This is a genomic window from Stenotrophomonas sp. GD03930 (assembly GCF_029839665.1).
Taxonomy (GTDB): domain Bacteria; phylum Pseudomonadota; class Gammaproteobacteria; order Xanthomonadales; family Xanthomonadaceae; genus Stenotrophomonas; species Stenotrophomonas forensis.
In genome coordinates this window covers 47,432-72,792 of record NZ_JAOCAV010000004.1, presented here as the reverse complement: position 1 = coordinate 72,792, position 25,361 = coordinate 47,432, and the positions used below count along the sequence as shown (strand labels likewise).

Here is a 25,361-nt window from a genome sequence, read left to right as displayed (position 1 = left end):
AATCTACCACTCTGCCCGACCCGCCGCAGCAGGCGGATGCGGCCGCTCCGGCGCTGTGCCAGACTCGCTTCGGCACCTGCCACGGATGATGGAGCACCGCACGATGATGATCGTCCCCGCGTACTGGGCCGAAGCCCGCCTGCAGGCCCGTTTCCGCGGCCGGCCGATGGTCGTGCGCCGCTTCGGCTGGTCCGACGAAGGCCCGGCCGAGGCCCAGGGGCACGCCGACCGGCGTGCCAATGAAGCCCTCAACGCCATCCTTGCCGGACAGGCACTGCCGCGTCGTGAGGTGCGCAGCAACTACGGTGTGGAAGGTGTTCCGATCCGCGAGCAGATCGTGCGGCGCGACGGCGATGTCATCATCACCCGCAACAGCTACGGTGCGCTGTGCCTGAACACCCCGGACGTGCTGTTCGCCGACATCGACCACGCGCCGCCCCCGGCAGGGTGCGTGATGCCCGCCCTCATCGCGGCGGTGCTGCTGTTTGCCGGCGCCATCATTGGTACCCTGCTCTGGCACTGGCTGGTGGGACTGGTGCTGGGCGTGGCGGCAGTGGTGCTGGTGAATACCGCGCTGCTGATGCAACGCAGGCGCCGCCTGGCAGCGGCCGGTGGCGCCGAGGGTGTGGCCCTGCAGCGGGTCGCGGCCTTCAGCGAGCAGCATCCGGATTGGCACCTGCGGGCCTACCGGACACCGGCCGGACTGCGCGTGCTGGCCATGCACGCCACGTTCCCACCCGAGGACGAACAGCTGCAGGCGTTCTTCAAGGCACTGGGCGCCGACACCCTGTACGCGCGCATGTGCCGGTTGCAGCATTGCTTCCGTGCACGGCTGACACCCAAACCCTGGCGCGTCGGCCTGAAGCACCGCATCCGTCCGCCGGTGGCCGCGTGGTCAGCCGAGCAGGCCAACAACCCGGACCGCCTGGCCTGGATTGCCGAATACGAGAAGAAGAGTTCCGGCTTCGCGGCCTGCGCCTATCTGCGCAGCTTTGGTGACACCACGCGGACCCACGCCAAAGCCGAACACGTGCGCGACCTGCATGATCGCCTGTCGCACGCGCTGGACCGGCTGCCGCTGGCGTGAGGGCGGCAGACGCTCAGTCAGCGCCCTGCACGAACGGCTGCCCTGCCAGGGTAGTGCCCAGCCGCACCGCGACCTGCTGATCGCCCTTTTCGAAGGTCGTGACGCACTCTTTTCCGCCCTTCTGGCATCCGACTTCCGGAAAGCCTTCCAGCGATTCCGGCGCGCCCTGCATCGGCTGGGCCTGCCAGCCGGCCGCATCGAGCAGGCGCTTGGCCTTGGCGTAAGGCATGCCGGCGATGATCCCCAGCTGGGCCAGCTCGGCAGGCAGTGGCTGGGCACCTGCAGTCGAGACCAGGACCAAGGACAACGTTGCAGCAACAAGGATGGCTTTCATTGCACCGACCCGGGACGAACTCACAGGGTCAGCCTAGCTCATTTGCCTGACGCGGGAATGTGCCGGTAACACGCCGTTACCGAGCCTCCACAGTTGATTGCAGTGCACGCCTGATAGATCACTCTGCGCGCCGTCTGCGCCAGGCACCACAGTCCAGCGACTCCAGTGCGAGGTCACTGCGCAACCGGTCCTGCAGCCACCCCATCTGGAATCGGCTGCGCGTCGCTTCGCCGTCCGGCAACAGCGCATTCACCGCTTCGCTCAATGCCGGGCGCCACTCTTCCTGCGCGCCGGCCAACACCTGTTGATCGAACTCCGCCGACGGCAGGCGCTTCCAGGGCAGCATCATCGTCGCCTGCGATGTCGATACCAGTACGACATCCGGGCGTCCCGGCCGGGTCACCACCACGGTCATCATCGGGTAATCGTCGGTCCAGAGACCTTCAAAATGGCGTGCGACACGTGCCTGCAGGCTCAAGGTGGCCAGCGCCTGGCGGGCGAACGCACGCTGCTGGACGAACGAGCATGCGCCCGGCTGCAGGCTGCGCAGCCCCGGGTCCAGCCCCAGTATCGCGGCCCGGTCGAGCCGCGAACTGATCAGATTCACTGTGGCTTCCCGGGTCAGTGGTGCTGCCTGCAGCGCGGCCTCGAAGGCCGCCATGGCGTCGACCGGCAGCAGCTCAGGCAGGCGCGCCTTCACGTCAGGCGCATCCACCACCTGCACACGGGTGGTCATGCCATAGGCATCGCGCTGGATGAGCCAGCGCTCCGACACCGAACCCCAGCCAGACCAGTCGTACGTCACGTGCACGCTCATCCGTGGCGGGACCGCCATGGCAACCGGAGAGACCAGCAGCGCAGCCAGTGCCAGCAATCCAGTCTTCATGAGGCCTCCCCATCCCTTTCAAACAGCAGCCCAGCGTAGGACCGGTTCCACCGGATGCAGAAGGCCGCCCGGAGGCGGCCTTCTGCAACGCCGTCGAGCAGGCTCGACGCTACTTGGCATTCTTCACGTAGGTGTCGAACCAGTTCAGCATTTCCGACACCAGCTGCTCGTTCGATTCCAGCGCGGTGTACCAGTGCGGCTCGTTCGGCAGCATCACCAGGCGGGTGGTACCGCCGTTGCCACGGATCGCCTGGTACAGCTTGCGCGACTGGAACGGCTCGGTACCCGGGTTGGCGTCATCCTCGCCGTGCACCAGCAGCAGCGGCAGCTTGATCTTGTCGGCGTAGAAGAACGGCGAGGCCTTCAGGTACACGTCCTGCGCCTGCCATACCGAGCGACGCTCGTTCTGGAAGCCGAACGGGGTGAAGGTCTTGTTGTACGAACCACTGGTGGCCACGCCCGCCTTGAAAAGATTGGTGTGCGCGATCAGGTTGGCGGTCATCAGGCCACCATGGCTGTGACCGGTCACGCCGATGCGGTTGCGGTCAACCACACCCATGTCCACTGCCTTGTCCACCGCCGCCTTGGCGTCGGCTTCCAGCTGCTCCAGGTAGGTGTCATAGGCGTTCTTCGGGTCGCCCACGATCGGGAACGAGGCATTGTCGATGATCGCGTAGCCGGCCAGCAGCATCAGGCGGTACGGCTGCAGGCGGGTGAAGGTCTGCTGCGAACCGGACACCTGCCCGGCCTGCGCGGCGTTGGCGAAGTCGGCCGGGTACGCGTACAGGATCGCCGGCACGCGCTGTCCTTCCTTGTAACCCGGCGGCGTGTACAGGGTGAACGACAGGTCCACGCCATCGGCACGCTTGTAGGTCACCAGCTGCTTCTTGATCTGGCGCACTTCCGGGGTCGGGTCGACCAGTCTGGTCAGCGCAGTGGCGCTGGAGGCGAACTGCGCCTCGCCGGCCTTCGCATCGGCCACCGCCTCACCCTGCTGGCGGATGAAGGCGTTCGGCGGATCGATCACCGACTGGTGCCAGGTCAGGTAGCGGCCCGGCGTGGCGCTGAAACCGAGGAACTGCTCGTAGGCATCGGCACTGCTGCGGAACAGGCGCTCGCTCTTCAGCGTACCCAGGTCCAGGCGGTCGAGGAACGGACGATCACCCTGCGGCGAAGCGCCACGGCCGCTGAGGAATACATGGTTGCCCTCACGACGCACGACCGGCGCGCCGTTCGGCAGGCGGGTGAAGACCAGGTTGCCGGGGTTGCCGTACAGCTCATCGCTGGACATGTCCCACAGCAGGCGCCCTTCCTTCTTCGGCTGGTCCACGTCGACGATGCGGGTCTGCATCCAGTGGCGGTTCTCGTCGTTCTCGTACTGGAAAGCCACGGCCGGATCGGCGGTCCACGCGAAGCCTTCGAAGCGCTGCGCAGTGCGGGTGATTTCGGTCGGCTTGCCGTTGAACGGGGCCTTCAGCATCAGCACGCGATCACGGTGCGGCACGTTGACCTTCCAGTCGCCCTTGTCCAGCGCTTCGGCATAGACCAGGGTGGCCGGATCGGTGGCGCGCCAGTCGAAACCGCGCGGGCCTTCCGGCACGCCGTGCACCGGCACACGATCGGCCAGCGGCAGGCTGGCGATCGCGGTGGTCTTGCCGCTGGCGATGTCCAGCACCGCCACGTCGTTGGCGAAGCGCTGGTAGGTCACCGCGTGCGAATACGGGGCCTTGATCGACTCGGTCAGCACATGCACGCCATCGGGTGCGGCGCTGACCTCGTTGAACAGCGCCGGCTGCCCGACCGGGCGCACGCTGCCAGCCGCAGTATCGACCACCGCCAGCTGCGAGGCGCCGTAGTAGGCGAACAGCTTTTCGTCATGCACGCTGGTCAGCGTGTCGCGCGCTTCATAGGTACTGCTCTCGCCGCTGCTGCCCAGCGACTCCTGCGCGTCCGGGCCGGTCGGCACTCCACCATTGGACGGTGCCGGGCCCTGGTTGGCCGGCACCAGCTTCACCAGCAGGTTCTGGCTGCCACCCAGCCACTGCACGGTGTTGCCGAAGATCGGGTTCAGCTGCACGTTCGGCACCTGCTTCACCTGGCCGGTGGCGGCATCACCGACCCACAGCTGCACGCTGGTGTCGACCGCGTTCTGGAAGGCGAAGTGGCTGCCATCGGCCGACCACAGCGCGCCGGTGGCGCAGCCCTGCGGCAGGTTCACCTTGGTTTCCTTGCCGCTGCCGGTATCGACCAGGGTGAAGTCGGCCACGCAGGCCGGAATGCCATAGCCGCCGGGGGTGTCATGGCGGCTGCGGTTCTTCGGCTCCAGGCGCACGCCGGCCAGCTTCAGATAGGGCTGGGCCACGCGGCTGATCGACGGATAGGTCTGCGCGGTGGTCAGCAGCAGGCGCTGGCCACCCGGTGCCACGTTCGGTGCCGGCGGCGGCGGTGCCTTCAGCACCTTGAGCAGGTGTTCCGGCGGCTTCGCGTAATCGGCAAGCGCCGGGCCAGCGGCCAGCAGGCCGACGGTGGCAACGGCAATGGCCGCCGCCAGAGAGGTTCGACGGATCAGCATCCTTATCCCCTGGGGTGTGAATGGGCGCCCGAGGACGGGCAAGGGCCCGAATCTAGCACCGCAGGGGCTGTAGTGAATGGGCCGGAAGGACTAGTGGCCGGATGGGGCAAAGTGCAGCGCCGGGAGGTGCCGGGGAACTGCCGGCACCTGCCAGGCGTGGCCTGGCACTACTGCTGGGCGTGCAGGTCCCAGGTGGCCAGGTAGTCCGGGTCGACCACGATCATGCCGCTGTTGCGCATGCGGTACTCGCCCGGTTCGGCGGGCAGGTACTGGTCGAGCATCGGCGGCAGGTAGCGCTCGTGGCCATCGTTCTCGTCGGCCAGCACCACGCCTTCGTCAGCGCTGATGCGCAGCACCGTACCCGCGTACTGCTCCAGCCCCTGCACCTGGCCATCACCGCCATAGCGGGTGACACCGACCAGCACCAGCTTGCCGATCATTTCCTCGACCTTGGCATCGTCCAGGGGCGGCAACATGGGATTGAATTCGTCGCTCATCGGTGCACCTCCAAAGCCTGTGGGGACATCATGGATTCGGCGGCCGCCCACGTTGCCACTGCCGGCGGCAACGCAGGGATTCATCTCGGGGCGCAACTCTCTGGATCGCAGGACCCACCGGGCAACGCCGGGGGCGCGAGGTGTGAACGGTGTCTGCAGCTGCGGGGGCGGCCATCCGTGCCGGTGCCGTGACCGTGTCAGGCCAAGGTCAACACCACGCGTTGCGTTGCATGCAGGGTGAAGCGTGACAGCTGCACTGTAGCGGCATGACGGCCTCCTGTTGAAGGTCACACGCGGGCGTGTTGCTCCGTTGGAACGAATGCTGCCACTGCGCGCGGAAGGAAGAAGTGAAGATTGCCGGCGGCCCGTACAAGGCGATTCGCGCGGTGCCCGTTCATTAAGCTGGCGCGTCGTTCCGCTGCGGCGCGTCTCCCGCGGCGCCACGCTAGAATGCGCCCATGCGCACCGTACATGCCCTCCGCTACATCACCCCTTTACGGGAAGGTGGCTCCCTGCCGGCCGTGGTCGAGACCGACGACGACGGCATGGCCGTGCTGAAGTTCCGTGGTGCTGGCCAGGGACCGAAGGCGCTGATCGCCGAGCTGATTGCCGGCGAGATGGCGCGCACGCTGGGCCTGCCGATTCCAGAGATCCTGTTCGTCGAACTGGACCGCGAATTCGCCCGCACCGAGCCGGACCCGGAAATTCAGGAGTTGATCCGTGCCAGCGAGGGCCTGAACCTGGGTCTGGACTACCTGCCCGGCGCGATCAACTACGATCCGGCGGCAATGCCCGTGGATGCCGACCTGGCCTCGCGCATTGTCTGGTTCGATGCGTTCACCAGCAATGTCGATCGCACCACGCGCAATCCCAACCTGATGGTGTGGCATCGAAAGCTGTACCTGATCGACCACGGTGCGGCCATGTACTTCCATCACGACTGGGCCAATGCCGGCGACGCCTGCGAGAAGCCCTTCGTACTGATCCGCGACCACGTGCTGCTGTCGTTCGCCAGCCGCATCGCCGAGGTGGATGCCGAACTGGCCGCCCGCCTGACCGATGCCGAGATCGAGCGCATCGTCGGCCTGGTGCCGGACAGCTGGCTGGTCAACGAGCCCGCATTCAACAGCCCGCAGGCCTATCGCCAGGGCTACATCAACTATCTCGAGCACCGCCTGAAAGTGCGTGCGGTGTTCGTGCAGGAGGCCATCCGTGCCCACGCTGCACACGTATGACTATGCGGTCATCCGCGTGGTGCCGCGGGTGGAACGCGAAGAGTTCATCAACGTCGGAGTGATCGTGTCCTGCCCCGGCGCGCGTCATCTGGAAGCGGCCATCGAGATCGATCCGGCACGCCTGCACGCGTTCGCCCCGGCGCTGGACCAGGAGGCGCTGCAGCCGTGGCTGGATGCGATCGTGGCGATCTGCCGTGGCGACGCCAGCGCCGGGCCGATCGCGCAGCTGCCGGCACGCGCGCGCTTCCATTTCCTCACCGCCAAGCGCAGCTCGATCGTGCAGATGTCGAGCACGCACGTGGGTCGCACGGCGGACCCGGCCGGTGTGGTCGAACACCTGATGACGAAGATGGTGCGGGTGCCGCGCTGATGCGGCCGTCTCTCACTTCTTCGCGCGCACCCTCTGCCAGGCAATGAGCGCACAGGCTGCTGCTGCAGCAATCAACATCCACCCGGCTACCGCCTGTCCATGCAGGTAGCCCTGTGCATACGCAGCGCTGGCACCTTCGCTGGCCATCACCGCGACACCCTTGAGTATCACCTGCATTCCGCGCAGCAGGAGCACCATGCTGGCGACCAGACATACCACGGGAAGGAATCGGCTCATGAACCGATTCTGGTCCGCCACCCGCCCCAGCGTCAACATCGCTGCAGCACAGTCGCTCGGGCCTACAGCGGCACTCTTCGCGCGATGTAGTTGACCACGTTGCCGATCGCATCCGGATCGACATTGGCCAGGCCAACGATCACACAGCCCTGCGCGGGCAGCACCACGATGGCACTGTTCGATCCGGGCGCACCGCCTTCGTGGCCGTACTGGTGTTCCCTGCCCTCGCCCTGCACCACGAAGCCGAATCCGTACCAGCCCTTGTGGTTCTGCGCCGTGGTGGCCTGTTGCAGCAATACAGGTGAGACCAGCTTTCCACTACGCAATGCCTCGGCAAACGCCACCATGTCGCTCACCGTGCTGTAGCCACCACCGGCTGACATGCCACGCCAGGGCAGCGACTTCGTTTCACGGAGCCATTGCCCATCCTTCTTCGTGTAGGCGACGGCACGCTTCGGAACACTCACTATTTCCGGCTCGAAGCCGGTGCCGGTCATACCGGCCGGGCGCAGGATGTGGTCCTGCACATAGACGTAGTACGACTGCCCTGAAACCGCTTCGATGATGCGCCCCAGTACGATGAAGCCATAGTTCGAGTAGCTGTCCTGGCTGCCAGGCGCGAACTGCGGCGCATCCTTGGCAAAGCGCTGCACGTAGTCATCCAGCGTCTTCAGCGACGCAGAATACTGTTCGAAATCATCGCCGAAGAAATCACCCAGGCCACTGGTATGTGACAGCAGATGACGTACGGTCACGTTGTTGGCGACGGCCTTGTTCGGATAGTCCGGCAGGTGCTTTCCGATCGTGTCATCGAGATTGAGCTTGCCATCCTGCACCAGCTGCAGGATGGCCACTGCGGTGAACATCTTGTTGGAGGACGCAAGGCGGAACTGCGTATCCACGCCCACTGGGATGCCAGCGGTGCGATCAGAATCGCCACCGCGCCAGTCCAGCAGCACCTTGCCGTTCTGTACCACCTGCAACGCCCCCGACAGCGCGTCCCGCGCCCGCAGCGCCTCGAGTTTTGCCGCGGCATCGGCCATCAGGACAGGCAAAGCCACCCGCGCTGGCTTGTACTTGTCCGGCGTTTCAGCGCCCTCAATCTGGAACTGCTTCACGTGCGCAGGATTGGCCGGATCCATGACGGCCGTCACCCGCATCGCACGCTCGTTCAACTGGCCCATCACCAACAGCTTCGCCTGGCTGGACGTGCTCTCGAGTGTTTCCAGAACGCTCAGCGGGCCTGTGCTCTCGCGGAAGTCGAGATAGTCCTTGGGAGTGCTGCCCTCCTGCTTCGCATATCTGTCGGCGAATGCCTGCAGCCCCTCTAGGCTGCCCGCATTGAAGGCCGCAAGCCAGTCATCGATGGCATTCTGCGCACGTGGATGCGCATGCTCGAAAGATCTTGCGCCAACTGCCGGAGAAGCCGAGGCGATCACCAGGACCACGCAGGCCAGTGCATTGCAGAGAAACAGGCGTCCAAAAGCCCTCATTACAGTTCCTTTGCGGGTGTCCCTGGACGCATCCTGGATGATGGATCGGCCCGCCGCATCCACGCCAGGGACTCTGCCGCAACACATCAACGGTAGCGTTGAATGCTTCGATGCGCTGCCATCCACTGCGCGCGTTGGCTGGAAAGCGCACAACACGTTGCGGCCCTGAAGCGGCGTGAGGGCGTGATCCTTCACAGTAGACAGGAACAATGCTGACCGATGGCCACGCTACCGCCGCGCCATGCTCTGCTCGCTGAACCGCGCCACGCAGAAATCCACGAAGCTGCGCAGCTTGGGCGTCAGCTGGCGGTCGCGCGGGTACAGCAGATGGATCCAGGTCGACACCGGCTCGAACATCGGCAGCACTTCCACCAGATCACCGCGTGCGAGCGCCGCCGAGAGCATTTCGTAGGGCTGCAGGATCAGCCCCAACCCACCGACGGCCGCAGTCAGCAGTGGCTCGGCCTGATTGACCATGAAGCGGCTGGACACCGGCACGGTCAGCACACTGCCCTCGGGATCGCGGAAGCTCCAGCGGGTGCGGATGATCGAATGCGCGAAGCCCAGGCACTCGTGACGGCTCAGATCGTTTGGATGGACAATGGCCGGGCGCGAGGCCAAGTATGCCGGCGATGCGCACAGCACCAGCGGATAAGGCCCCAGCCGTCGCGCCACCAATCCACTGTCGGCCAGGTCACCGGTGCGAAACACCAGGTCGTAGCCGTCTTCGACGATGTTGACCAGACTGTTGGACAGGTTCAGATCGACCTGCACGTCCGGGTAGTCCTGCATGTAGGCCACCACCGCCGGGCCCAGCGCATGCACGCCGAAGGTGACCGGTGCGCTGATGCGCAGGCGCCCCATCGGCCGTCCGCGTGCCACCTCGGCCAGCTGCTCGGCGCCCTCCACCTCTTCCAGGATCACCCGCGCCCGCGCCAGGAAGGCCTGGCCGAAGTCGGTCAGGCTCTGCTTGCGCGTGGTGCGGTTGAGCAGGCGAACGCCCAGGTGCTGCTCCAGCGCCTGGATGTGCTTGCCGACCAGTTGCGGCGACAGATCCAGCACGGCGGCGGCGGCGGCGAAGGAGCCGACCTCGGCCACCTTGGCGAAGGTCCGGAGGGGAACGATCAGGTCCATTGCAAACAGAATATTTCCAATGAAATGCCAGATTACCTCTTATTCTGGACGCAGGCCACGTGCATAGTGGCCACCACTTCCCCGCCGGCCCCACCGCCGGCCCCTCCCTGGAGCCCCCCATGAGTCAGGTTGTCCGCATCCACGAATATGGCAATGCCGATGTGCTGCGCATCGACGACATCGACGTTCCCGCCCCCGCCGCCGACGAAATCCAGGTCCGGGTCAAGGCCATCGGCCTGAACCGCGCCGAGGTGATGTTCCGCAATGGCGCTTACCTGCAGCAAGCGCAGTTCCCCAGTCGCCTCGGTTACGAAGCGGCCGGCGTGGTCGAAGCCATCGGCAGTGCCGTGGACGGATTCAGCGCGGGCGATGCGGTCAGCGTGGTCCCACCCCTGGATATCGCGCGCTGGGGCACCTATGGAGAATTGGCCAACGTGCCGGCGCGACTGGTGGTCAAACACCCGGCGTCGCTGGGCTTCGAGCAGGCCGCGGCGGTATGGATGCAGTACGTCACCGCCTGGGGCGCGCTGCTGGAACAGGCGAAGCTAGGGGCCGGCGAGTTCGTCATCATCACCGCCGCCAGCAGCAGCGTCGGCCTCGCCGCCATCCAGATCGCCAATGCCGTAGGCGCCACGCCCATCGCGGTCACGCGTGGCCCGGGCAAGCGCCAGGCCCTGCTCGATGCCGGTGCCGCCCATGTCATCGCCACCGAGGAACAGGATCTGGTGGCCGAAGTAGCGCGCATCACCGAGGGCGCCGGTGCCCGCGTGGTGTTCGATCCGATCGGTGGCCCGCAGTTCGTGCCGCTGACCGAAGCGATGGCGCGCGGCGGCATCCTGCTGGAGTACGGCGCGCTGAGCAGCGAACCCACGCCGTTCCCGTTGTTCAACGTGCTGGGCAAGTCGCTGACGCTGAAGGGCTACCTGTACTCGGAAATCGTCTCCGACGATGCCGCACTGGCGCGTGCCAAGGCGTTCATCGTCGACGGCCTGGACAAGGGCACGCTGGCGCCGAAGATCGCCAGGGTGTTCCCGTTCGCGCAGATCCAGGACGCACATCGTTACCTGGAATCGAACGAGCAGATCGGCAAGGTGGTAGTGACGGTGTAATCGGACGTGATGCAATGGGGGCGGCCGATGGCCGCCTCTATTTCTGCCCCGCCGGCAACGCGTACGCCATCACGTAATCGCCCTTCGGGGTCTCCATGAAATGGTGGCCGCCGGCCATGATCACCACGTACTGGCGGCCGCCCTGTTCGTACACCATCGGGTTGGCCTGTCCGCCCGCCGGCAGTTTGGTGTGCCACAGCTCTTTGCCGGTTTTCAGATCGATGGCGCGCAACAGGTCATCGGTGGCCGCGGCAATGAAGATCAGGCCGCTGGCGGTCACCACCGAGCCGCCGTTGTTGGGCGTGCCAATCTCGATCGGCAGGCCCGAACGGATGCCGAATGGTCCATTGCCACGGGCACTGCCGAACGGGCGGTCCCACAGCAGCTTGCCGGTGCGCAGGTCGATGGCCCGGATGCCGCCATACGGCGGCTGCTTGCACAGCAAGCCGGTGAACGGCAGCCGCCAGCCGGCATTGACCTGGATGGCGTACGGCGTGCCTACCTGCGGGTCGCCCGCGCCTTCGGCGCCGCCCTTGTCGAACCGGATCTTCTCGCGCGGAAGCCAGCCCAGCCGGTCGGCCTCGGCACGCGGCACCAGCCGGTTGTAGTTGGGCATGTCGTTGTAGTTGGCCACGACCACGCCGCGACGGGTATCGATGGACACGCTGCCCCAGTCCGAGCCGCCGTTGTAGCCGGGGTATTCGATGGAATGACGATCACTGCTCGGCGGTGTGTAGAAGCCTTCGTAGTACGCCTTGCGGAACTGGATGCGGCAGACCAGCTGGTCGATCGGGGTCAGCCCCCACATGTCGCGCTCGGTCAGGTCATGCTCGCGGCGCAGCGTGTGGTACAGCGAGAACAGCTGGGTGGGTGAGCGCTGTTCGGGCTCGACACCGCCGATGGGCACCTTGCGCTCTTCAGCGGCGCTCAGCAGCTGGCCGTTGCGGCGGTCGAGGATGTAGATGTCGCCCTGCTTGGTCGGCAGCAGGATCGCCGGCACCTTGCCGGCAGCCGTCGGATAGTCGATCAGGCTGGCCTGCGAGCCCAGGTCGTAGTCCCAGACATCCTTGCGCACCGCCTGGAAATGCCAGGCCGGCTTGCCGGTAGCCACATCGATGGCTACCAGCGAGGTCGCGTAGCGGTTCTGGTTTTCCGTGCGCGAGCCACTCCAGTAGTCGCCGGCCGAATTGCCCAGCGGCAGGTAGACCAGCCCCAATGCCTCGTCACCGGTGGCCGTGGTCCACATGTTCGGCGTACCACGCGTATAGGTCTGTTCGCGCGGAGGCAGGCCGCTACGCTCGGGCTGGTCCATGTCCCACGCCCAGCGCAGCTTGCCGGTGATCGCGTCGTAGGCCTGGATCACCCCCGACGGTGCATCGCGACGCTGCCCGTCCAGCACCTGGTGGCCGGTGACGATCACCCCGCGCACGATGGCCGGCGGCGAAGTGATCGACACGTACCCCGGCGGTACCTCGCCCATGCCCAGGGTGATGTCGACCTAGCCGTTGTTGCCGAAGTTGGCGCAGGGCCGGCCGCTGCCGGCATCCACCGCGATGAGGCGGCCGTCCAGCGTGCCTTCGATGATGCGCGCCCAGCAGGCCGGATGGCTGCCCGGCGCAGCACTCCGGGTCACGCTGGGCGGTGGCTCCGGCAGTGCCAGATCGGCAGCGACATCCGCCAGTGCCGCATCAGCCAGGGTCGGTGCGCTCGGTTGCTGGTAGTAACTCACACCGCGACAGGCGGCGGTGTACGGGATCGAGGCATCCTTCACTTTGGGATCGAACCGCCACAGCTCCCTGCCGCTGGCGGCATCAAGCGCGATCAGCCGGTTGCGGGCGGTGCACAGGTACAGGCGGTCGCCGATCTTCAGTGGTGTGGTTTCCGCACCCCAGCGCTTCCTGGGCAGGTCACCGGTCCGGAACTGCCAGGCCAGCTGCAGCGTGCCGACGTTGGCCGGCGTGATCTGCTGCAGCGGCGAGTAGCGGGTGGCGGCGTTGCTGCGGCCCCACGCCGGCCAGTCGCCCTCGGCAGGCTGGTCGGCCGGCTGCAGGCCGGTGGTGTCGCGGGTCGGCTCCAGGCCGGCACTGGCTGCGCCTTCCGGGAACGGCTGATGCCCATCCACTTCGCCATGAGGCGCAAACGCCAGGCCGAAGGCCGCCACGAACACCAGCATCAGCACGCCGGCGACGCTGCGCGACAGGCGCCTGGAGACGGGTTGGTGGAGGGTCGGCGCCAGCAGCGCCAGCACGATGCCAAGCACAGTCACCAGGCCGAGCCGCGGCACCCAGCGCCAGTAATCACTGCCCGATTCCCACCAGGTCCACAGCAGCGTGCCGAGGAACACCAGCGCGTACAGCAGCGCACCGCTGCGGCGGTTGCCGAACAACAGGATGCCGCTGGCCAGCAGGCCGAACCCGGCGATCGCATAGTAGGCCGAGCCACCGAGGCTGAGCAGCCACGCGCCGAGCCCGCCGATGACCAGGCCGAGCACGACCAGCAGCAGCGACAGCACGGTGACCAGCGGGTGGCGGGAGGAAGGAGCGGAGGAAGACTGCGGCGTGGCGGACATCGTCGATCTCCGGGGCAGCATGCGCCCTTATCCCACCGCCGACGTGAAGCGCGCGCGTATATATGGCATCCGGATACGACGACGCCGGCACAGGGCCGGCGTCGTCGGGTACCTCAAGCTGGCGGCAGGATCACTCCTGCGCGGTGTCCTCGCTGCTGGCAGCAGCCGGGATGCCGTCGGTCGCGGCCGGGGCGGCGGCGGCCATCTCGTCCTCGTCCTCGTCGATCGAGGCATCCATGCGTTCCACCGCCTGCAGCTTCTCGTCCTTCGACAGGCGGATCAGGGTCACGCCCTGGGTGTTGCGGCCGACGCGGCTGATTTCCGAGCCACGCGTACGCACCAGGGTGCCGCCATCGGAGATCAGCAGGACTTCATCGCCGGAGCCCATCAGCACCGCGGCCACCAGCTTGCCGTTGCGCTCGGTGGTCTGGATGCCGATCACGCCCTGCGTGCCACGGCCCTTGCGCGGGTAGTCCGGCAGCGGGGTGCGCTTGCCGTAGCCGTTCTCGGTGGCGGTGAGGATGTACTGCACGCTGGCGTCGTCGGCGCCGTCGATCACCGCATCGCCATTGGCTGCGATGTCCTCGACACCGTTGTCGTCCTCGTTCTCGTCCTCGCTGCCGCCGGCACTCTCGGCCACGATCAGGCTGACCACTTCCTCGCCGGCCGGCATCTTGATGCCACGCACGCCGGTCGCGGTACGGCCCATCGAGCGGACCTTGTCCTCGCCGAAGCGCACGGTCTTGCCGTTGGAGGCGAACAGCAGGATGTCACGCTCACCGTCGGTCAGGCCGACGCCGACCAGCGCATCGCCCTCGTCCAGGTTGATCGCGATCTTGCCGCGGGCCAGGCGGAAGGCGAACTCGCCCAGCGGGGTCTTCTTGACCGTACCGTTCTTCGTGGCGAAGAACACGAACTGGCCATCGGCGTATTCGCGCACCGGCAACACGGCCTGCACGCGCTCGCCCGGCTCCAGCGGGATCCAGTTGATGATCGGACGGCCGCGGGCGTTGGAACCGGCTTCCGGCAGCTGGTAGACCGGCAGCCAGAACACCTTGCCCGAACTGGTGAAGGTCAGCAGCGTGTCGTGCGTGTTGACCAGCCACAGCTGTTCGATGAAATCCTCTTCCTTGGTCGCCGCCGCACTACGGCCACGGCCACCACGGCGCTGCGCGCGGTACACGCTCACCGGCTGGCGCTTCACGTAACCGGCGTGCGACACGGTGACCACCACGTCTTCCGGCGCGATCAGGTCGAGGATGTCCAGGTCTTCTTCGCTGTGGCGGATTTCGGTGCGACGCTCGTCGCCGAATTCAGCCTTGACGTTGACCAGTTCCTCGCGGATCACCTGCAGCAGGCGGTCGGGATCTTCCAGGATGTGGATCAGCCCGGCGATCACTTCCAGCAGCTGCTTGTACTCGTCGGTCAGGCGGTCCTGCTCCAGCCCTGTCAGGCGGTGCAGGCGCATTTCCAGGATCTGGGTGGCCTGGATCTCGGTCAGCTGGTAGCCGCCCTCGATCAGGCCCACGCCCTTGGGCAGGTCTTCCGGACGCGAAGCTTCGGCACCGGCGGCGCCCAGCATCGCACCGACCAGGCCTGGCTCCCACACGCGTGCCAGCATGCGCTCGCGGGCTTCGTTCGGGTTCGGCGAGGTCTTGATCAGTTCGATCATCTCGTCGATGTTGGCCAGCGCGACGGTCAGGCCTTCCAGCACGTGGGCACGGGCGCGCGCCTTGCGCAGCTCGAACACGGTGCGGCGGGTGACCACTTCGCGGCGGTGGCGGACGAACGCCTCCAGCATCTGCTTGAGGTTCATCAACTGCGGGCGACCATCGACCAGCGCCACCATGTTGATGCCGAACACCGACTCCATCTGCGTCTGCTGGTACAGGTTGTTCAGCACAACCTCGGCAGATTCACCGCGCTTGATCTCGATGTAGATGCGCATGCCGTCCTTGTCGGACTCATCGCGCAGCTCGCTGATGCCTTCGATCTTCTTTTCCTTGACCAGCTCGGCGATCTTCTCGATCAGACGCGCCTTGTTCACCTGGTAAGGAATTTCAGTGACGATGATCGATTCGCGGCCGTTGTCGGCCACTTCGATATCAGCCTTGGCACGGATGCGCACGCGGCCACGGCCGGTGCGGTAGCCGGCGACGATGCCGGCGGTGCCGTTGATGATGCCGGCGGTCGGGAAGTCCGGGCCCGGGATGTACTCCATCAGGCCGTCGACATCGATGTCCGGGTTGTCGATCAGCGCGATGCAGGCGTTGATCGATTCGCTCAGGTTGTGCGGCGGGATGTTGGTCGCCATGCCCACCGCGATACCGGCCGAACCATTGACCAGCAGGTTCGGGAACCGGGTCGGCATGACCGTCGGCTCCAGTTCCTTTTCGTCGTAGTTGGGCTGGAAATCGACAGTTTCCTTGTCGATGTCCGCCATCAGCTCATGCGCCAGGCGCGACATGCGCGCCTCGGTGTATCGCATCGCCGCGGCGGAGTCGCCGTCGATCGAACCGAAGTTACCCTGGCCATCGACCAGCATGTAACGCAGCGAGAACGGCTGTGCCAGGCGCACCAGCGTGTCGTACACCGACTGATCGCCATGCGGGTGGTACTTACCGATGACGTCACCGACGATACGCGCCGACTTGAAGTAGGGCTTGTTGCTGTGCGCGTTCAACTCGTTCATCGCGAACAGCACGCGACGATGCACCGGCTTGAGGCCGTCGCGCGCATCCGGGAGCGCGCGGCCCACGATCACGCTCATGGCGTAATCGAGGTAGCTCTTGCGCATCTCGTCTTCCAGGTTGACCTGGATGATTTCCTTGGCGGTTTCTGCCATTCGGGTTCCGTTGTCTGGTAGCGGTCCAGTCCGGCGCAGCCCTCTGCGGGAGGGGGTCGTGCCGGAACCTCGATTCAACCTGTGGATACTACCACAACAGGCCGTTTTCCGCCTCCCTTTACGGGGATTTTACCGGCACAAATCAGGAACTTAGGGGTTGCCGGCCAGCGGCCGGCACGACCCGGGGTGGAGGTCACGCTGCCCCTCCCCTGCGCTTCAACCGCCGAAGGCGGCGCGCATGCTCTCCACGGTCGGGTTCAGGATCACCCCGCGCTCGGTCACGATGGCGTCGATCAGCTCACCCGGGGTGACGTCGAATACAGGGTTCCAGGCGGCAATGCCCTCGGCCACGGTGCGGGTGCCGCCCACGCCGTACAGCTCGCCCGGATCGCGCTGCTCGATCTCGATCTGGCTGCCGTCCACGGTCTCCATGTCCACGGTGGAGGACGGTGCCACGACCATAAACCTGACGCCGTGGTGGCGGGCCGCAATGGCCAGCTGGTAGGTGCCGATCTTGTTGGCGGTATCGCCATTGGCGCAGATGCGATCGGCACCGACGATCACCCACTGCACGGCACCGGTCTTCATCAGGTGCGAGGCTGCCGAGTCGGCGATCAGGGTGGCGTCGATGCCATCCTGCTGCAGCTCCCACACGGTCAGGCGCGCGCCCTGCAGCCACGGCCGCGTTTCGCCGGCGAAGACACGGGCGATGCGGTGCTGGGCCATGCCGGCACGGATCACGCCCAGTGCGGTACCGAAGCCGGCGGTGGCCAGCGAGCCGGTATTGCAATGGGTCAGCACGCCGCTGCCAGCGTCGATCAGGCCCGCGCCCAGCGCCCCCATGTGACGGTTGGCGGCCAGGTCTTCCTCGGCAATGGCCTGCGCTTCCGCGGCCAGCAATGCCTTCCAGTCCGGGCCGGCAGCGTTCAGGCAACGGCGCATGCGTGCCAGCGCCCAGGCCAGGTTGACTGCGGTCGGACGCGAAGCGTTCAAGCGCTGCAGCGCCGGCTCCAGCTGCTGCAGTGCCTGCATGCCATCGGCCGCCTGCACGTCACGTGCCGCCAGCACCACGCCCCAGGCAGCCGCGATACCGATCGCCGGCGCACCGCGCACGGTCAGTGCGTGGATGGCCGAGGCGACCTCGTCACTGTCATGGCAGACCACGTGCTCGACCACGAACGGCAGCTTGCGCTGGTCCAGCAGTTGCAGGGCATCGCCGGTCCACAGGATCGGGCGGATGTGGTCGTAGCGGGCGTAATCGATGTCGGAGGCAGGGTTCATGGGCCCATTGTAGGGCCACGCCCGGCAGCGTTGGAGCCTGCCCGGCTCAGTTCACCAGGAATTCGGCGCGGCAGCCGCCGTCCACCCAGATCCCGTTGCGGTTCCAGCCCCAGGTGCTGCCCTCCTCGCACGGCGTGTTGGACAGCTGCTCGGAGACGGCAGCCCCCACCGAGATGCTGGCGCCGCAGAAGCGGCGCTTCTTCGACTTCGATTCGCAGGTCAGCCTGCGCGGCACGTCGACGAAGCGGCCCTCATCATCGGCCACCTCGAAATCACCCTGGCAACCGCGGCTGGTCCACACCTCATTGCGCTTGTAGCCCCAGCCCTGCCCTTCCCGGCACGGCAGCGCCGACAGCTGTCGCAGCAGGCGGACCGGGGCGCCATCCAGGCGCACCGGGCAGCTCTGCGGGCGGCCGTTGGATTCACACCGCACCACGCGACGGACCAGGCGCTTGCCTTCAGTGGCCGCAGCCGTGGCGCCGGCAGCGCGACGCGCGCGGAACTCGGCGCGGCAGCCCAGGGTGACCCAGACGCCACTGCGGTCGGTCCCCCACTCGCTGCCACGGATGCAGCTGCTGTTGGACAGCTGGCGGACCAGGTCGACGCCATTGCTGACATCGATATCGCAATGCACCCACGCCATGTCACGCGATTCGCAGGTCACCACTGCATCGTCGTAGCCAACCTGCTGGGCAGACGCCGAGGACGGCAGCCAGGCACCCCAGAGCGCGATGGAGTACACCGGAGCAGCGACGACCGCAAACCACTTGACCAATGCCTTCCCCAACAGGAGTGGACGAATTCCGATGCCAGTGTCTCGCATCTGCCGTGATAAGAGCATCATCCTGCTTGCCGAAGCAAGCGCGCGAACGCAGCAATCCGTTCAGTCTTCGATGTTCAGCAAAGCGCTGCGCTCACGCATGGGCGAAGTCGTAGGCCAGCACATCGGCAATGCGTGGCGTGCGGTTCATCGCCATCAGCAGGCGGTCGACGCCGACGGCGACGCCGGCACAGGCCGGCAACGACGGCAATGCGGCCAGCAACGCTTCGTCCAGCGCCGGCTGCACCTGGCCGCGCTCATGCCGACGCTGCAGGTCACGCTGGAAACGCGCACGCTGCTCGTGGGCATCGTTCAGTTCGTGATAGCCGTTGGCCAGCTCCACCGGCCCCAGGTACAACTCGAAGCGTTCCGCCAGCGGCGGCGTGCCGGGGCGGATGCGGGCCAATGCTGCCTGGCTGGCGGGCCAGTCATGCACCACGGTCATCACCGCGTCATCGAAATGCGGCTGGATATGGTGGGTCATCAACAGATCCAGCCAGTCATCGCGGGTCAGGCCGACCGGATCGATATGCACATCGCCCAGTGCGGCGCGCAGTGCGGCCTCATCGGCGTCGAACGGGTCCACGCCCACATGCTGCTGGAACAGCTCGCAGTAGCTCAGAACGCGCAGGGATGCACTGCGCCCGACCAGGGCCAGCGCCTGGCCGACCAGCTCGGCGGTTTCCTGCACCAGCCGGTGGTGGTCCCAGCCGACCCGGTACCACTCCAGCATGGTGAACTCCGGGTTGTGGCGGCCACCGGCCTCGCCGTTGCGGAACACCCGGCCCAGCTCATAGCAGTCGCCAACACCGGCCGCCAACAGGCGCTTGAGCGGATACTCCGGCGAGGTGCGCAGCCAGCGGCGGCGGCCGCCGGCATCGACGTGGCCGGTGAAATCGGTATGGAAGCTGTCGATGTTCGGTTCGGTGTTGCCCGCCACCGACAGGATCGGCGTCTCCACCTCCAGCACATCGCGCTCGGCGAAGAAGCGACGCACCAGCGCATTGAGTGACGCGCGCTGCTGCAGCGTGCGCAGCAGGGCCGCGCTCACAGGATCCCCTCCGGACGCGGATGGTCCAGCGGCAGGGTCAGCAGGTCACGGGTGTCATCGATGTAGCCGCTGGCCAGGTACAGGCGGCGCGCCAGTTCATTGTGGTGGTTCACTTCCAGGCGCAGCCGGCTGACGCCCCGCCCGCGGGCGCGCTGTTCGCAGATGGCCAGCGCCTGCTTGCCACGGCCACGACCGCGCGCGCGATGGCTCAGGTACAGCTCGTCCAGCAGCATGAAGTGGCCGCCCTGTTCCAGGCTGAAGCCCATCGCGATCACCGCGTAGCCCACCACGTCAGCCGCCTCGTCCAACCACAGCAGCACTTCGCCGTTGCGCGGGTCGGCCAGCAGTGCATCCACGCCGCGACGCACGCGCGCATCATCGAAGTCGATCCTGTCTTCGGCATAGAACTCGCGCATCAACGCGATCAACCGTTCCTCGTCGGCGCGGGTGGCGAGGCGGAAATCCAGCGGGGCGGTCTGCATCGGTGTTCCTTTGTGTTTCAGGCCGGGCGCGAGGCACCCGGCGAAGTCATCATTCGTGTTCGGCGAGGTAGGCCAGCAGTCGGTCCTCGTCCCACACCGGCACGCCCAGCGACTGCGCCTTGTCCAGTTTGGAGCCCGCCTCGGTACCGGCCACCACGAAGCTGGTCTTCTTCGAGACGCTGCCGGAGACCTTGGCACCGAGTGCCTCCAGGCGCTCCTTGGCGGCATCGCGGGTGAGCTGGGCCAGGGTGCCGGTCAGCACCACGGTCTGCCCGTCCAGCGGGCCGGCCACGATCTCGGCCAGCGCCGGCGCCTTGGCCAGGATCAGCTGCATCGCCTTTTCGGCCGCCAGCAGCATCACGCCATGACCTTCGGCGTCCAGCCACTGCGCCAGGCCGCGCGCGGTGTCGTCCGGCAGGCCCGCGTTGACGAACTGGCCATGTTCGGCATCCAGCACCGCCTGGGCGCCCGGCAACGCCGCCACCAGCTTCTCCGCGCGCAGGCGCGTGATTCCGGGGATTTCCGATTCAACCAGCAGCTGCGCAAGATCCAGGCCTTCGCGCAGCTTTGCACTGGGTGCATGCACATCACTGATGCGCACCTGGCCGACCTTCAGCAGGTCATCGATGGCCTGCTGGTTGCCCTGCTGCTCGAAGAAATGGCCGAGCGAGCGGGCCACTTCGCCACCGATGTCGGGCACGCGCTTGAACAACGGCCACGGCAGGTGGCGGATCAGCTCCAGATCACCGAACCACTGCGCCAGCGCCTTGGCCGTGCTCTCGCCCACGTGTTCGATGCCGAGCGCGAACAGTAGTCGCTCCAGCGTGGCGGCGCGGCTTGCATCGATCGCCGCGATCAGGTTGTCGGCCCACTTGGTGGCGATCTTCTTCGTGTTCCAATCGAAGCTGGCCGGCTGTACCAGCGCCTGTGCGCGCCAGCCCGGATCAGTGCCATCCAGCTTGAGCACCGCGTTGAGCACCGCACCGCTGCCTTCGGCCGGCAGGTGCAGTTTCAGCGCGGCGGCCAGTGCGGAAGGGTCTTCAGCATCCAGCACCAGCTTCAGGTGCAGCAGCTGGTCGCGGTTGAGGCGGTACAGGTCGGCCACGCTCTTGACGATGCCCGCGTCGACCAGGGTTTCAATGTACTTGTCCCCCAAACCATCGATGTCCATCGCGCGGCGCGAGGCGAAATGGGCAATGGCTTCCTTGCGCTGTGCCGGGCAGGACAGTTCGCCCGAGCAACGCCATGCTGCAGCGCCTTCCTCGCGCACGATCTCCGAACCGCACACCGGGCAGCGCGTCGGCATCTGCCATGGCGCGGTGCCCGGCGGGCGGCGGTCGAGGATGACGCTGACCACTTCCGGGATCACGTCACCGGCGCGGCGAACGATCACGCTATCGCCCACGCGCACATCCAGCCGTGCGATCTGGTCGGCGTTGTGCAGGGTGGCGTTGGACACGATCACACCGGCCACCGCCACCGGCGCCAGCCGCGCGACCGGCGTCGCGGCACCGGTGCGGCCGATCTGGATCTCGATCGCCTCCACGGTGGTGCTCTGTTCCTGCGCCGGGAACTTGTGCGCGATGGCCCAGCGCGGCGCACGCGAGACGAAGCCCATCGCCTGCTGGCCGGCGCGATCATCCAGCTTGTAGACCACGCCATCGATGTCGAACGGCAGGCCATCGCGGCGCTCACCGATATCGCGGTAATAGCCGAGCAGGCCGTCGGTGCCTTCCACCACCTTGCACAGCGCGCTGACCGGGAAGCCCCAGGCGCCAAGCTGGGCCAGCGTGCCCGAATGGGTGTCGGGCAGTTCGCCGCCCTGCACCTCGCCGGTGCCGTAGGCGAAGAAGCTCAGCCTGCGCTGCGCGCTGATCTTCGGGTCCAGCTGGCGCAACGAACCGGCGGCGGCATTGCGCGGGTTGGCCAGCACCTTGCCACCCTGCTGGCGCGCACGTTCGTTGTAGGCCTCGAAGTCGGCGCGGGCCATGTAGACCTCGCCGCGCACCTCCAGCACGTCGGGCCAGCTCTTGCCATGCAGGCGCTTGGGGATGTCGCCGATCTCACGCAGGTTGGCAGTCACGTCCTCGCCGGTACTGCCATCGCCGCGGGTGGCGCCCAACACGAAATGACCTTCTTCGTAGCGCAGGCTGATCGCCAGGCCATCCATCTTCGGCTCGGCCGAGAACTGCAGGCTGCGACGGCCCAGGCGCTCATCGATGCGGCGCACGAAATCGGCCACTTCCTCATCGCTGAAGGCATTGGACAGCGACAGCATCGGCACCGCGTGGCGTACTTCCGGGAAACGGCCGGAGGGACGGGCGCCGACCTGCTGGGTCGGGCTGTCGGCACGTGCCAGCTCCGGATGCTCGCGCTCCAGCGCTTCCAGCTCGCGCACCAGCCGGTCGTAGTCGACGTCGGGGATCTCCGGCGCATCCAGCTCGTGGTAGGCGCGGTTGGCCTGGGCGATCTGCCGGCGAAGGTCTTCGGCGCGTTCGGCGGGGCTGGGGCTCATCGGGATCCGGTGGTTCTGGGATGGCCGGGAATTCTACCGCGCCCGGCCGTCAGGCCCTGTAACGCCGGCGCCCTTTGTAGCGTCGAGCCATGCTCGACTGGCGCTCCCCCGCCCTGGCAGGTGCCAACCTTGGTTGGCACATCTCCAATGGAGCATGGCTCGAATCCACAACAAGCGGGCTTGCCGCCCATCACCACCAGCGTTAGCGTGCGTCGGTTGCCCTCTGGAATCCCGCCCGTGACCCTGCCTGCCTCCCGCCGCCACTTCCTGCAGCTGGCCGGTGCCGGCCTCGCCTTGGCGGGCAGCGGCCTGCCCCGCCTCGGCCAGGCACAGCCCGCCGCTGTCGCGGCGCCTGCCCCTGCCGACGGCGCCGTGCTGCTGAATTTCAACGAATGCCCCTACGGCCCCTCGCCTGCAGCACAGCTGGCGGCGCGCGACAGCATCGCCCAGTGCGGCCGCTATCGCTTCGCGCTGGCGGGCCAGGTCCGCGACGCCTTCATCGAGCAGGCGCACATTTCCGCCGACCACGTGCGCCTGTACCCCGGCTCCAGTGAACCACTGAACCGTGCTGCCACGCTGTGGACCGGTCCGCAGGCGGGACTGGTGGTGGCCGACCCCACTTTCGAGACGCTGGGTGAAGTCGCCGCCGCGCACGGTGCGCACGTGCAGAAGGTTCCGCTGCGCGACGACGGCGCACACGACCTGCGCGCGATGGTCGCCGCCGCGCATGCACGCCCCACCGGGCTGCTGTATGTGTGCAACCCGAACAATCCGACCGGCTCGATCAGCCCGCCGGATGAGCTTGTCTGGCTGTTGGCCCACAAGCCGGCGTCGACCCGCGTTCTGGTCGACGAGGCCTACCTGCAGTACAGCGAGCAGCCGAGCCTGATCACACAGGTTGCACAGCGCGATGACCTGATCGTGCTGCGCACGTTCTCCAAGCTGTACGGCATGGCCGGCCTGCGACTGGGCGTTGCGGCGGCCCATCCCGACCGCCTGCGTGAGCTGGCCAGCCTCGGCGACAACCCGTTGCCGGTGCCCGCACTGGCGGCGGCACTGGCCAGCCTTCGCGACCCGCAACTGATCGCGCAGCGACGACTGCAGAATGCGAAGGCACGACAGACCACCCTTGCATGGCTGGGCAAGCGCGGCTTCAGCTGCCTGCCCTCGGAGGCAAACTGCTTCGTGGTCGATGTCCAGCGCGACGGTGGCGCCTTCGCCAAGGCCATGGCGGAGAACGGCGTGGTGATCGGGCGCAGCTGGCCGATCTGGCCGCAGCGCGTGCGCGTCACCGTGGGCACCGAAGAGGAGATGGCGGCATTCCGCCAAGCGTTCGCGAAGGTGGCCGGCGTACCGGCATAACCCCGCCGGGTGGGTGCCGACCGTTGGTCGGCACGCCAGACAGGGCCATTTGTAGAGTCGAGCCATGCTCGACTCATACCCTACGGGGCCCGATCAAACCATCGGCACCACGCAAACGGGTACTCGCCCAACTGTTCCGCCAGGCCCGCACGGACAGGGTTGGCGGCAATGTACAGTGCTTGACTCCGCAGGGACTCATCACATCGCACAGCGTGGTCGTAATACCCCCGCTGCCAAAGTGGCCCGTCGGTTCCTGACAACCTACTGCACCGGGATTTCATGATCTGCACCGAAGCAGCAAGCGTTCCTCCGCGAAGCTGCATCAACCAATGAATGTGGTCCGGCATGACCACCCAAGCGAGGTTGATACATCGGCCCTCCTGCTGGAGGCGCTGCAGCGTCGCCACCGCGAGTGCCGCCAGATCGGCGTCATCGAAGAATCGCTGACGGCGGTGAGTGATCGTGGTGATCGCGTAGACATTCCGGGATTGCGACCAACGACCTTTCAGGAGACGTGGGCTGGGCATGCCTGAGCATTACCGGACCGGGTCCGGTCGGATATCGCTTGAATGCGGTCAGATGTGTAGGGAAGGCCCCAGTCGAGCATGGCTCGACTCTACACAACGCCATCCGCGCATGGCGTGGATCTACCCGGGGATACCGAACAACGGCCGACGGTGGGTGCCGACCGTTGGTCGGCACATCCGGTTTTACCAGCGCGGGGTCTTGGTCAGCGGCGGTGCCTGGTGCTGGCGGTCGTAGGCACGCAGCTCATCGCGGATGTGCGCGATGCGCTGGCGGCCCAGGGCATTGCGGCTGTCATCCAGCACCACGCCATCCAGCAGTTCGGCCATCCGCTGCACGGTCGGCAGCATCTTCTCCCAGGCGTCCAGCGCGGTCAGCGGCGCAGGCAGGGTCAGGAAGAAGGCAATCGCCGGGGTTTCCATGGCGCGGATGTTGGCCATGTCGAAGCTGCCCGGTTTCATGATGCTGGCCATCGAGAAGATCGGGCCGCGCTCGGGATGGGCCTCCACCAGGCGGTGGAAGACATTCATGTGGCCAAACACCAGGCCGGTCTTTTCGGCCGCGACCACGATGTCCTCGCCGCGCAGCTGCTCGCCGGCGCGGGCGGCCACGAACAACGAGACGATCTTGTCGAAGTCCTGGGTGGCGCGCTTGCCGAGATCGCTGGCCCCGGCGTCGGTGTCGGCCAGGCCGAGTTCGGCCTGCTCGCCTTCGCCGCCCATGCCCGGTTCGACCCGGCCATCGGCCACGGCGACGCCATCCTCGCCCATCACCGGCTCGCGGCGCTCGCCACTGCTTGGCTCCGCGCTTTCCACGCGGCGCCCCTGGGGCTTCTTCTTCGGACGGCCAAACAGGAAGATCGCGGCGATCAACAGCAGGCCGGCGGCCAGGATGCCGATGCGCAACAGTGCCGTGTCGGACATTCGATAGGTTCTCCGGCTAGTTCATTCAGGTAAC

Annotated in this window: 21 protein-coding genes and 1 pseudogene; 6 read left to right on the top strand and 16 right to left on the bottom strand. The window is 66.7% G+C overall.

Annotated elements, in window-relative coordinates:
• Positions 1–103 precede the first annotated feature (103 nt).
• Positions 104–1,087, top strand: coding sequence for a hypothetical protein (locus tag N5C18_RS18655; protein ID WP_279945382.1), 984 nt, complete (start codon positions 104–106; stop codon positions 1,085–1,087).
• A 13-nt stretch (positions 1,088–1,100) separates the two neighbouring features.
• On the opposite strand, the gene N5C18_RS18650 is transcribed toward N5C18_RS18655, so the two are convergent.
• The 4 genes from N5C18_RS18650 to N5C18_RS18635 form a co-directional block, all read right to left on the bottom strand.
• Positions 1,101–1,421 carry a hypothetical protein gene (locus N5C18_RS18650; RefSeq protein ID WP_053511307.1) on the bottom strand — a complete coding sequence of 107 codons (321 nt, stop codon included), beginning with the start codon at positions 1,419–1,421 and terminating at the stop codon, positions 1,101–1,103.
• 118 nt (positions 1,422–1,539) lie between these two features.
• Positions 1,540–2,307 carry a hypothetical protein gene (locus N5C18_RS18645; RefSeq protein WP_164240961.1) on the bottom strand — a complete coding sequence of 256 codons (768 nt, stop codon included), beginning with the start codon at positions 2,305–2,307 and terminating at the stop codon, positions 1,540–1,542.
• 109 nt (positions 2,308–2,416) lie between these two features.
• Positions 2,417–4,879, bottom strand: a complete 2,463-nt coding sequence (locus N5C18_RS18640; RefSeq protein ID WP_164240960.1) for a prolyl oligopeptidase family serine peptidase — start codon at positions 4,877–4,879, stop codon at positions 2,417–2,419.
• A 167-nt stretch (positions 4,880–5,046) separates the two neighbouring features.
• Positions 5,047–5,376, bottom strand: a complete 330-nt coding sequence (locus N5C18_RS18635) for a hypothetical protein (RefSeq protein ID WP_053511310.1) — start codon at positions 5,374–5,376, stop codon at positions 5,047–5,049.
• A 458-nt stretch (positions 5,377–5,834) separates the two neighbouring features.
• Here N5C18_RS18635 and N5C18_RS18630 point away from each other — a divergent pair, with 458 nt between their 5' ends.
• Entirely contained in the window at positions 5,835–6,611 is a 777-nt protein-coding gene (locus tag N5C18_RS18630; RefSeq protein ID WP_279945381.1) for a HipA family kinase, read from the top strand.
• Positions 6,589–6,981 (top strand): DUF3037 domain-containing protein, encoded by a 393-nt coding sequence (locus N5C18_RS18625; protein ID WP_279945379.1) that lies wholly within the window; start codon positions 6,589–6,591, stop codon positions 6,979–6,981. Before N5C18_RS18630 ends, N5C18_RS18625 begins: the two co-directional genes overlap by 23 nt.
• 12 nt (positions 6,982–6,993) lie before the next feature.
• Here N5C18_RS18625 and N5C18_RS18620 read toward each other — a convergent pair whose 3' ends face one another.
• From N5C18_RS18620 to N5C18_RS18610, 3 genes are all read right to left on the bottom strand, one after another.
• Positions 6,994–7,218, bottom strand: coding sequence for a hypothetical protein (locus N5C18_RS18620; protein ID WP_279945377.1), 225 nt, complete (start codon positions 7,216–7,218; stop codon positions 6,994–6,996).
• A 62-nt stretch (positions 7,219–7,280) separates the two neighbouring features.
• Complete coding sequence (locus N5C18_RS18615; protein ID WP_279945375.1) at positions 7,281–8,906, bottom strand: serine hydrolase; 1,626 nt, start codon at positions 8,904–8,906, stop codon at positions 7,281–7,283.
• 33 nt (positions 8,907–8,939) lie between these two features.
• The gene (locus N5C18_RS18610; protein WP_164240957.1) at positions 8,940–9,845 is read right to left on the bottom strand and encodes a LysR family transcriptional regulator; all 906 of its coding nucleotides are present in this window, start codon (positions 9,843–9,845) and stop codon (positions 8,940–8,942) included.
• Positions 9,846–9,964: 119 nt separating this feature from the next.
• Here N5C18_RS18610 and N5C18_RS18605 point away from each other — a divergent pair, with 119 nt between their 5' ends.
• Positions 9,965–10,954, top strand: a complete 990-nt coding sequence (locus N5C18_RS18605) for a zinc-dependent alcohol dehydrogenase family protein (protein WP_279945374.1) — start codon at positions 9,965–9,967, stop codon at positions 10,952–10,954.
• A 37-nt stretch (positions 10,955–10,991) separates the two neighbouring features.
• Here N5C18_RS18605 and N5C18_RS18600 read toward each other — a convergent pair.
• The 7 genes and pseudogenes from N5C18_RS18600 to ligA all read right to left on the bottom strand — a co-directional run bounded on the left by N5C18_RS18600 (position 10,992) and on the right by ligA (position 22,523).
• Positions 10,992–13,523: pseudogene (locus N5C18_RS18600) on the bottom strand (membrane-bound PQQ-dependent dehydrogenase, glucose/quinate/shikimate family).
• 130 nt (positions 13,524–13,653) lie between these two features.
• On the bottom strand, positions 13,654–16,368 hold the full coding sequence (gene gyrA / locus N5C18_RS18595) for a DNA gyrase subunit A (RefSeq protein ID WP_279945373.1): 2,715 nt from the start codon (positions 16,366–16,368) through the stop codon (positions 13,654–13,656).
• Between the two features lie 216 nt (positions 16,369–16,584).
• On the bottom strand, positions 16,585–17,649 hold the full coding sequence (gene mtnA, locus N5C18_RS18590) for an S-methyl-5-thioribose-1-phosphate isomerase (protein WP_279945372.1): 1,065 nt from the start codon (positions 17,647–17,649) through the stop codon (positions 16,585–16,587).
• Positions 17,650–17,695: 46 nt separating this feature from the next.
• Positions 17,696–18,424, bottom strand: coding sequence for a DUF3011 domain-containing protein (locus tag N5C18_RS18585; RefSeq protein WP_053511315.1), 729 nt, complete (start codon positions 18,422–18,424; stop codon positions 17,696–17,698).
• A 139-nt stretch (positions 18,425–18,563) separates the two neighbouring features.
• Positions 18,564–19,520, bottom strand: a complete 957-nt coding sequence (gene epmA / locus N5C18_RS18580) for an EF-P lysine aminoacylase EpmA (protein ID WP_279945371.1) — start codon at positions 19,518–19,520, stop codon at positions 18,564–18,566.
• Positions 19,517–20,002, bottom strand: coding sequence for a GNAT family N-acetyltransferase (locus N5C18_RS18575; RefSeq protein ID WP_053450216.1), 486 nt, complete (start codon positions 20,000–20,002; stop codon positions 19,517–19,519). Before N5C18_RS18575 ends, epmA begins: the two co-directional genes overlap by 4 nt.
• Before the next feature lie 49 nt (positions 20,003–20,051).
• Entirely contained in the window at positions 20,052–22,523 is a 2,472-nt protein-coding gene (ligA, locus tag N5C18_RS18570) for an NAD-dependent DNA ligase LigA (protein ID WP_279945479.1), read from the bottom strand.
• Positions 22,524–22,754: 231 nt separating this feature from the next.
• On the opposite strand from ligA, the gene N5C18_RS18565 reads away from it, so the two are divergent.
• Complete coding sequence (locus N5C18_RS18565; RefSeq protein ID WP_279945370.1) at positions 22,755–23,879, top strand: pyridoxal phosphate-dependent aminotransferase; 1,125 nt, start codon at positions 22,755–22,757, stop codon at positions 23,877–23,879.
• 80 nt (positions 23,880–23,959) lie between these two features.
• Here N5C18_RS18565 and N5C18_RS18560 read toward each other — a convergent pair whose 3' ends face one another.
• Complete coding sequence (locus tag N5C18_RS18560) at positions 23,960–24,301, bottom strand: transposase (protein ID WP_306463707.1); 342 nt, start codon at positions 24,299–24,301, stop codon at positions 23,960–23,962.
• Between N5C18_RS18560 and N5C18_RS22800 the strand changes: the two genes are divergently transcribed.
• Positions 24,209–24,412, top strand: a complete 204-nt coding sequence (locus N5C18_RS22800) for a hypothetical protein (RefSeq protein WP_306463708.1) — start codon at positions 24,209–24,211, stop codon at positions 24,410–24,412. The genes N5C18_RS18560 and N5C18_RS22800 overlap by 93 nt on opposite strands.
• Before the next feature lie 177 nt (positions 24,413–24,589).
• Here N5C18_RS22800 and zipA read toward each other — a convergent pair whose 3' ends face one another.
• Positions 24,590–25,327 carry a cell division protein ZipA gene (gene zipA / locus N5C18_RS18555; RefSeq protein WP_279945368.1) on the bottom strand — a complete coding sequence of 246 codons (738 nt, stop codon included), beginning with the start codon at positions 25,325–25,327 and terminating at the stop codon, positions 24,590–24,592.
• Positions 25,328–25,361: the final 34 nt, after the last annotated feature.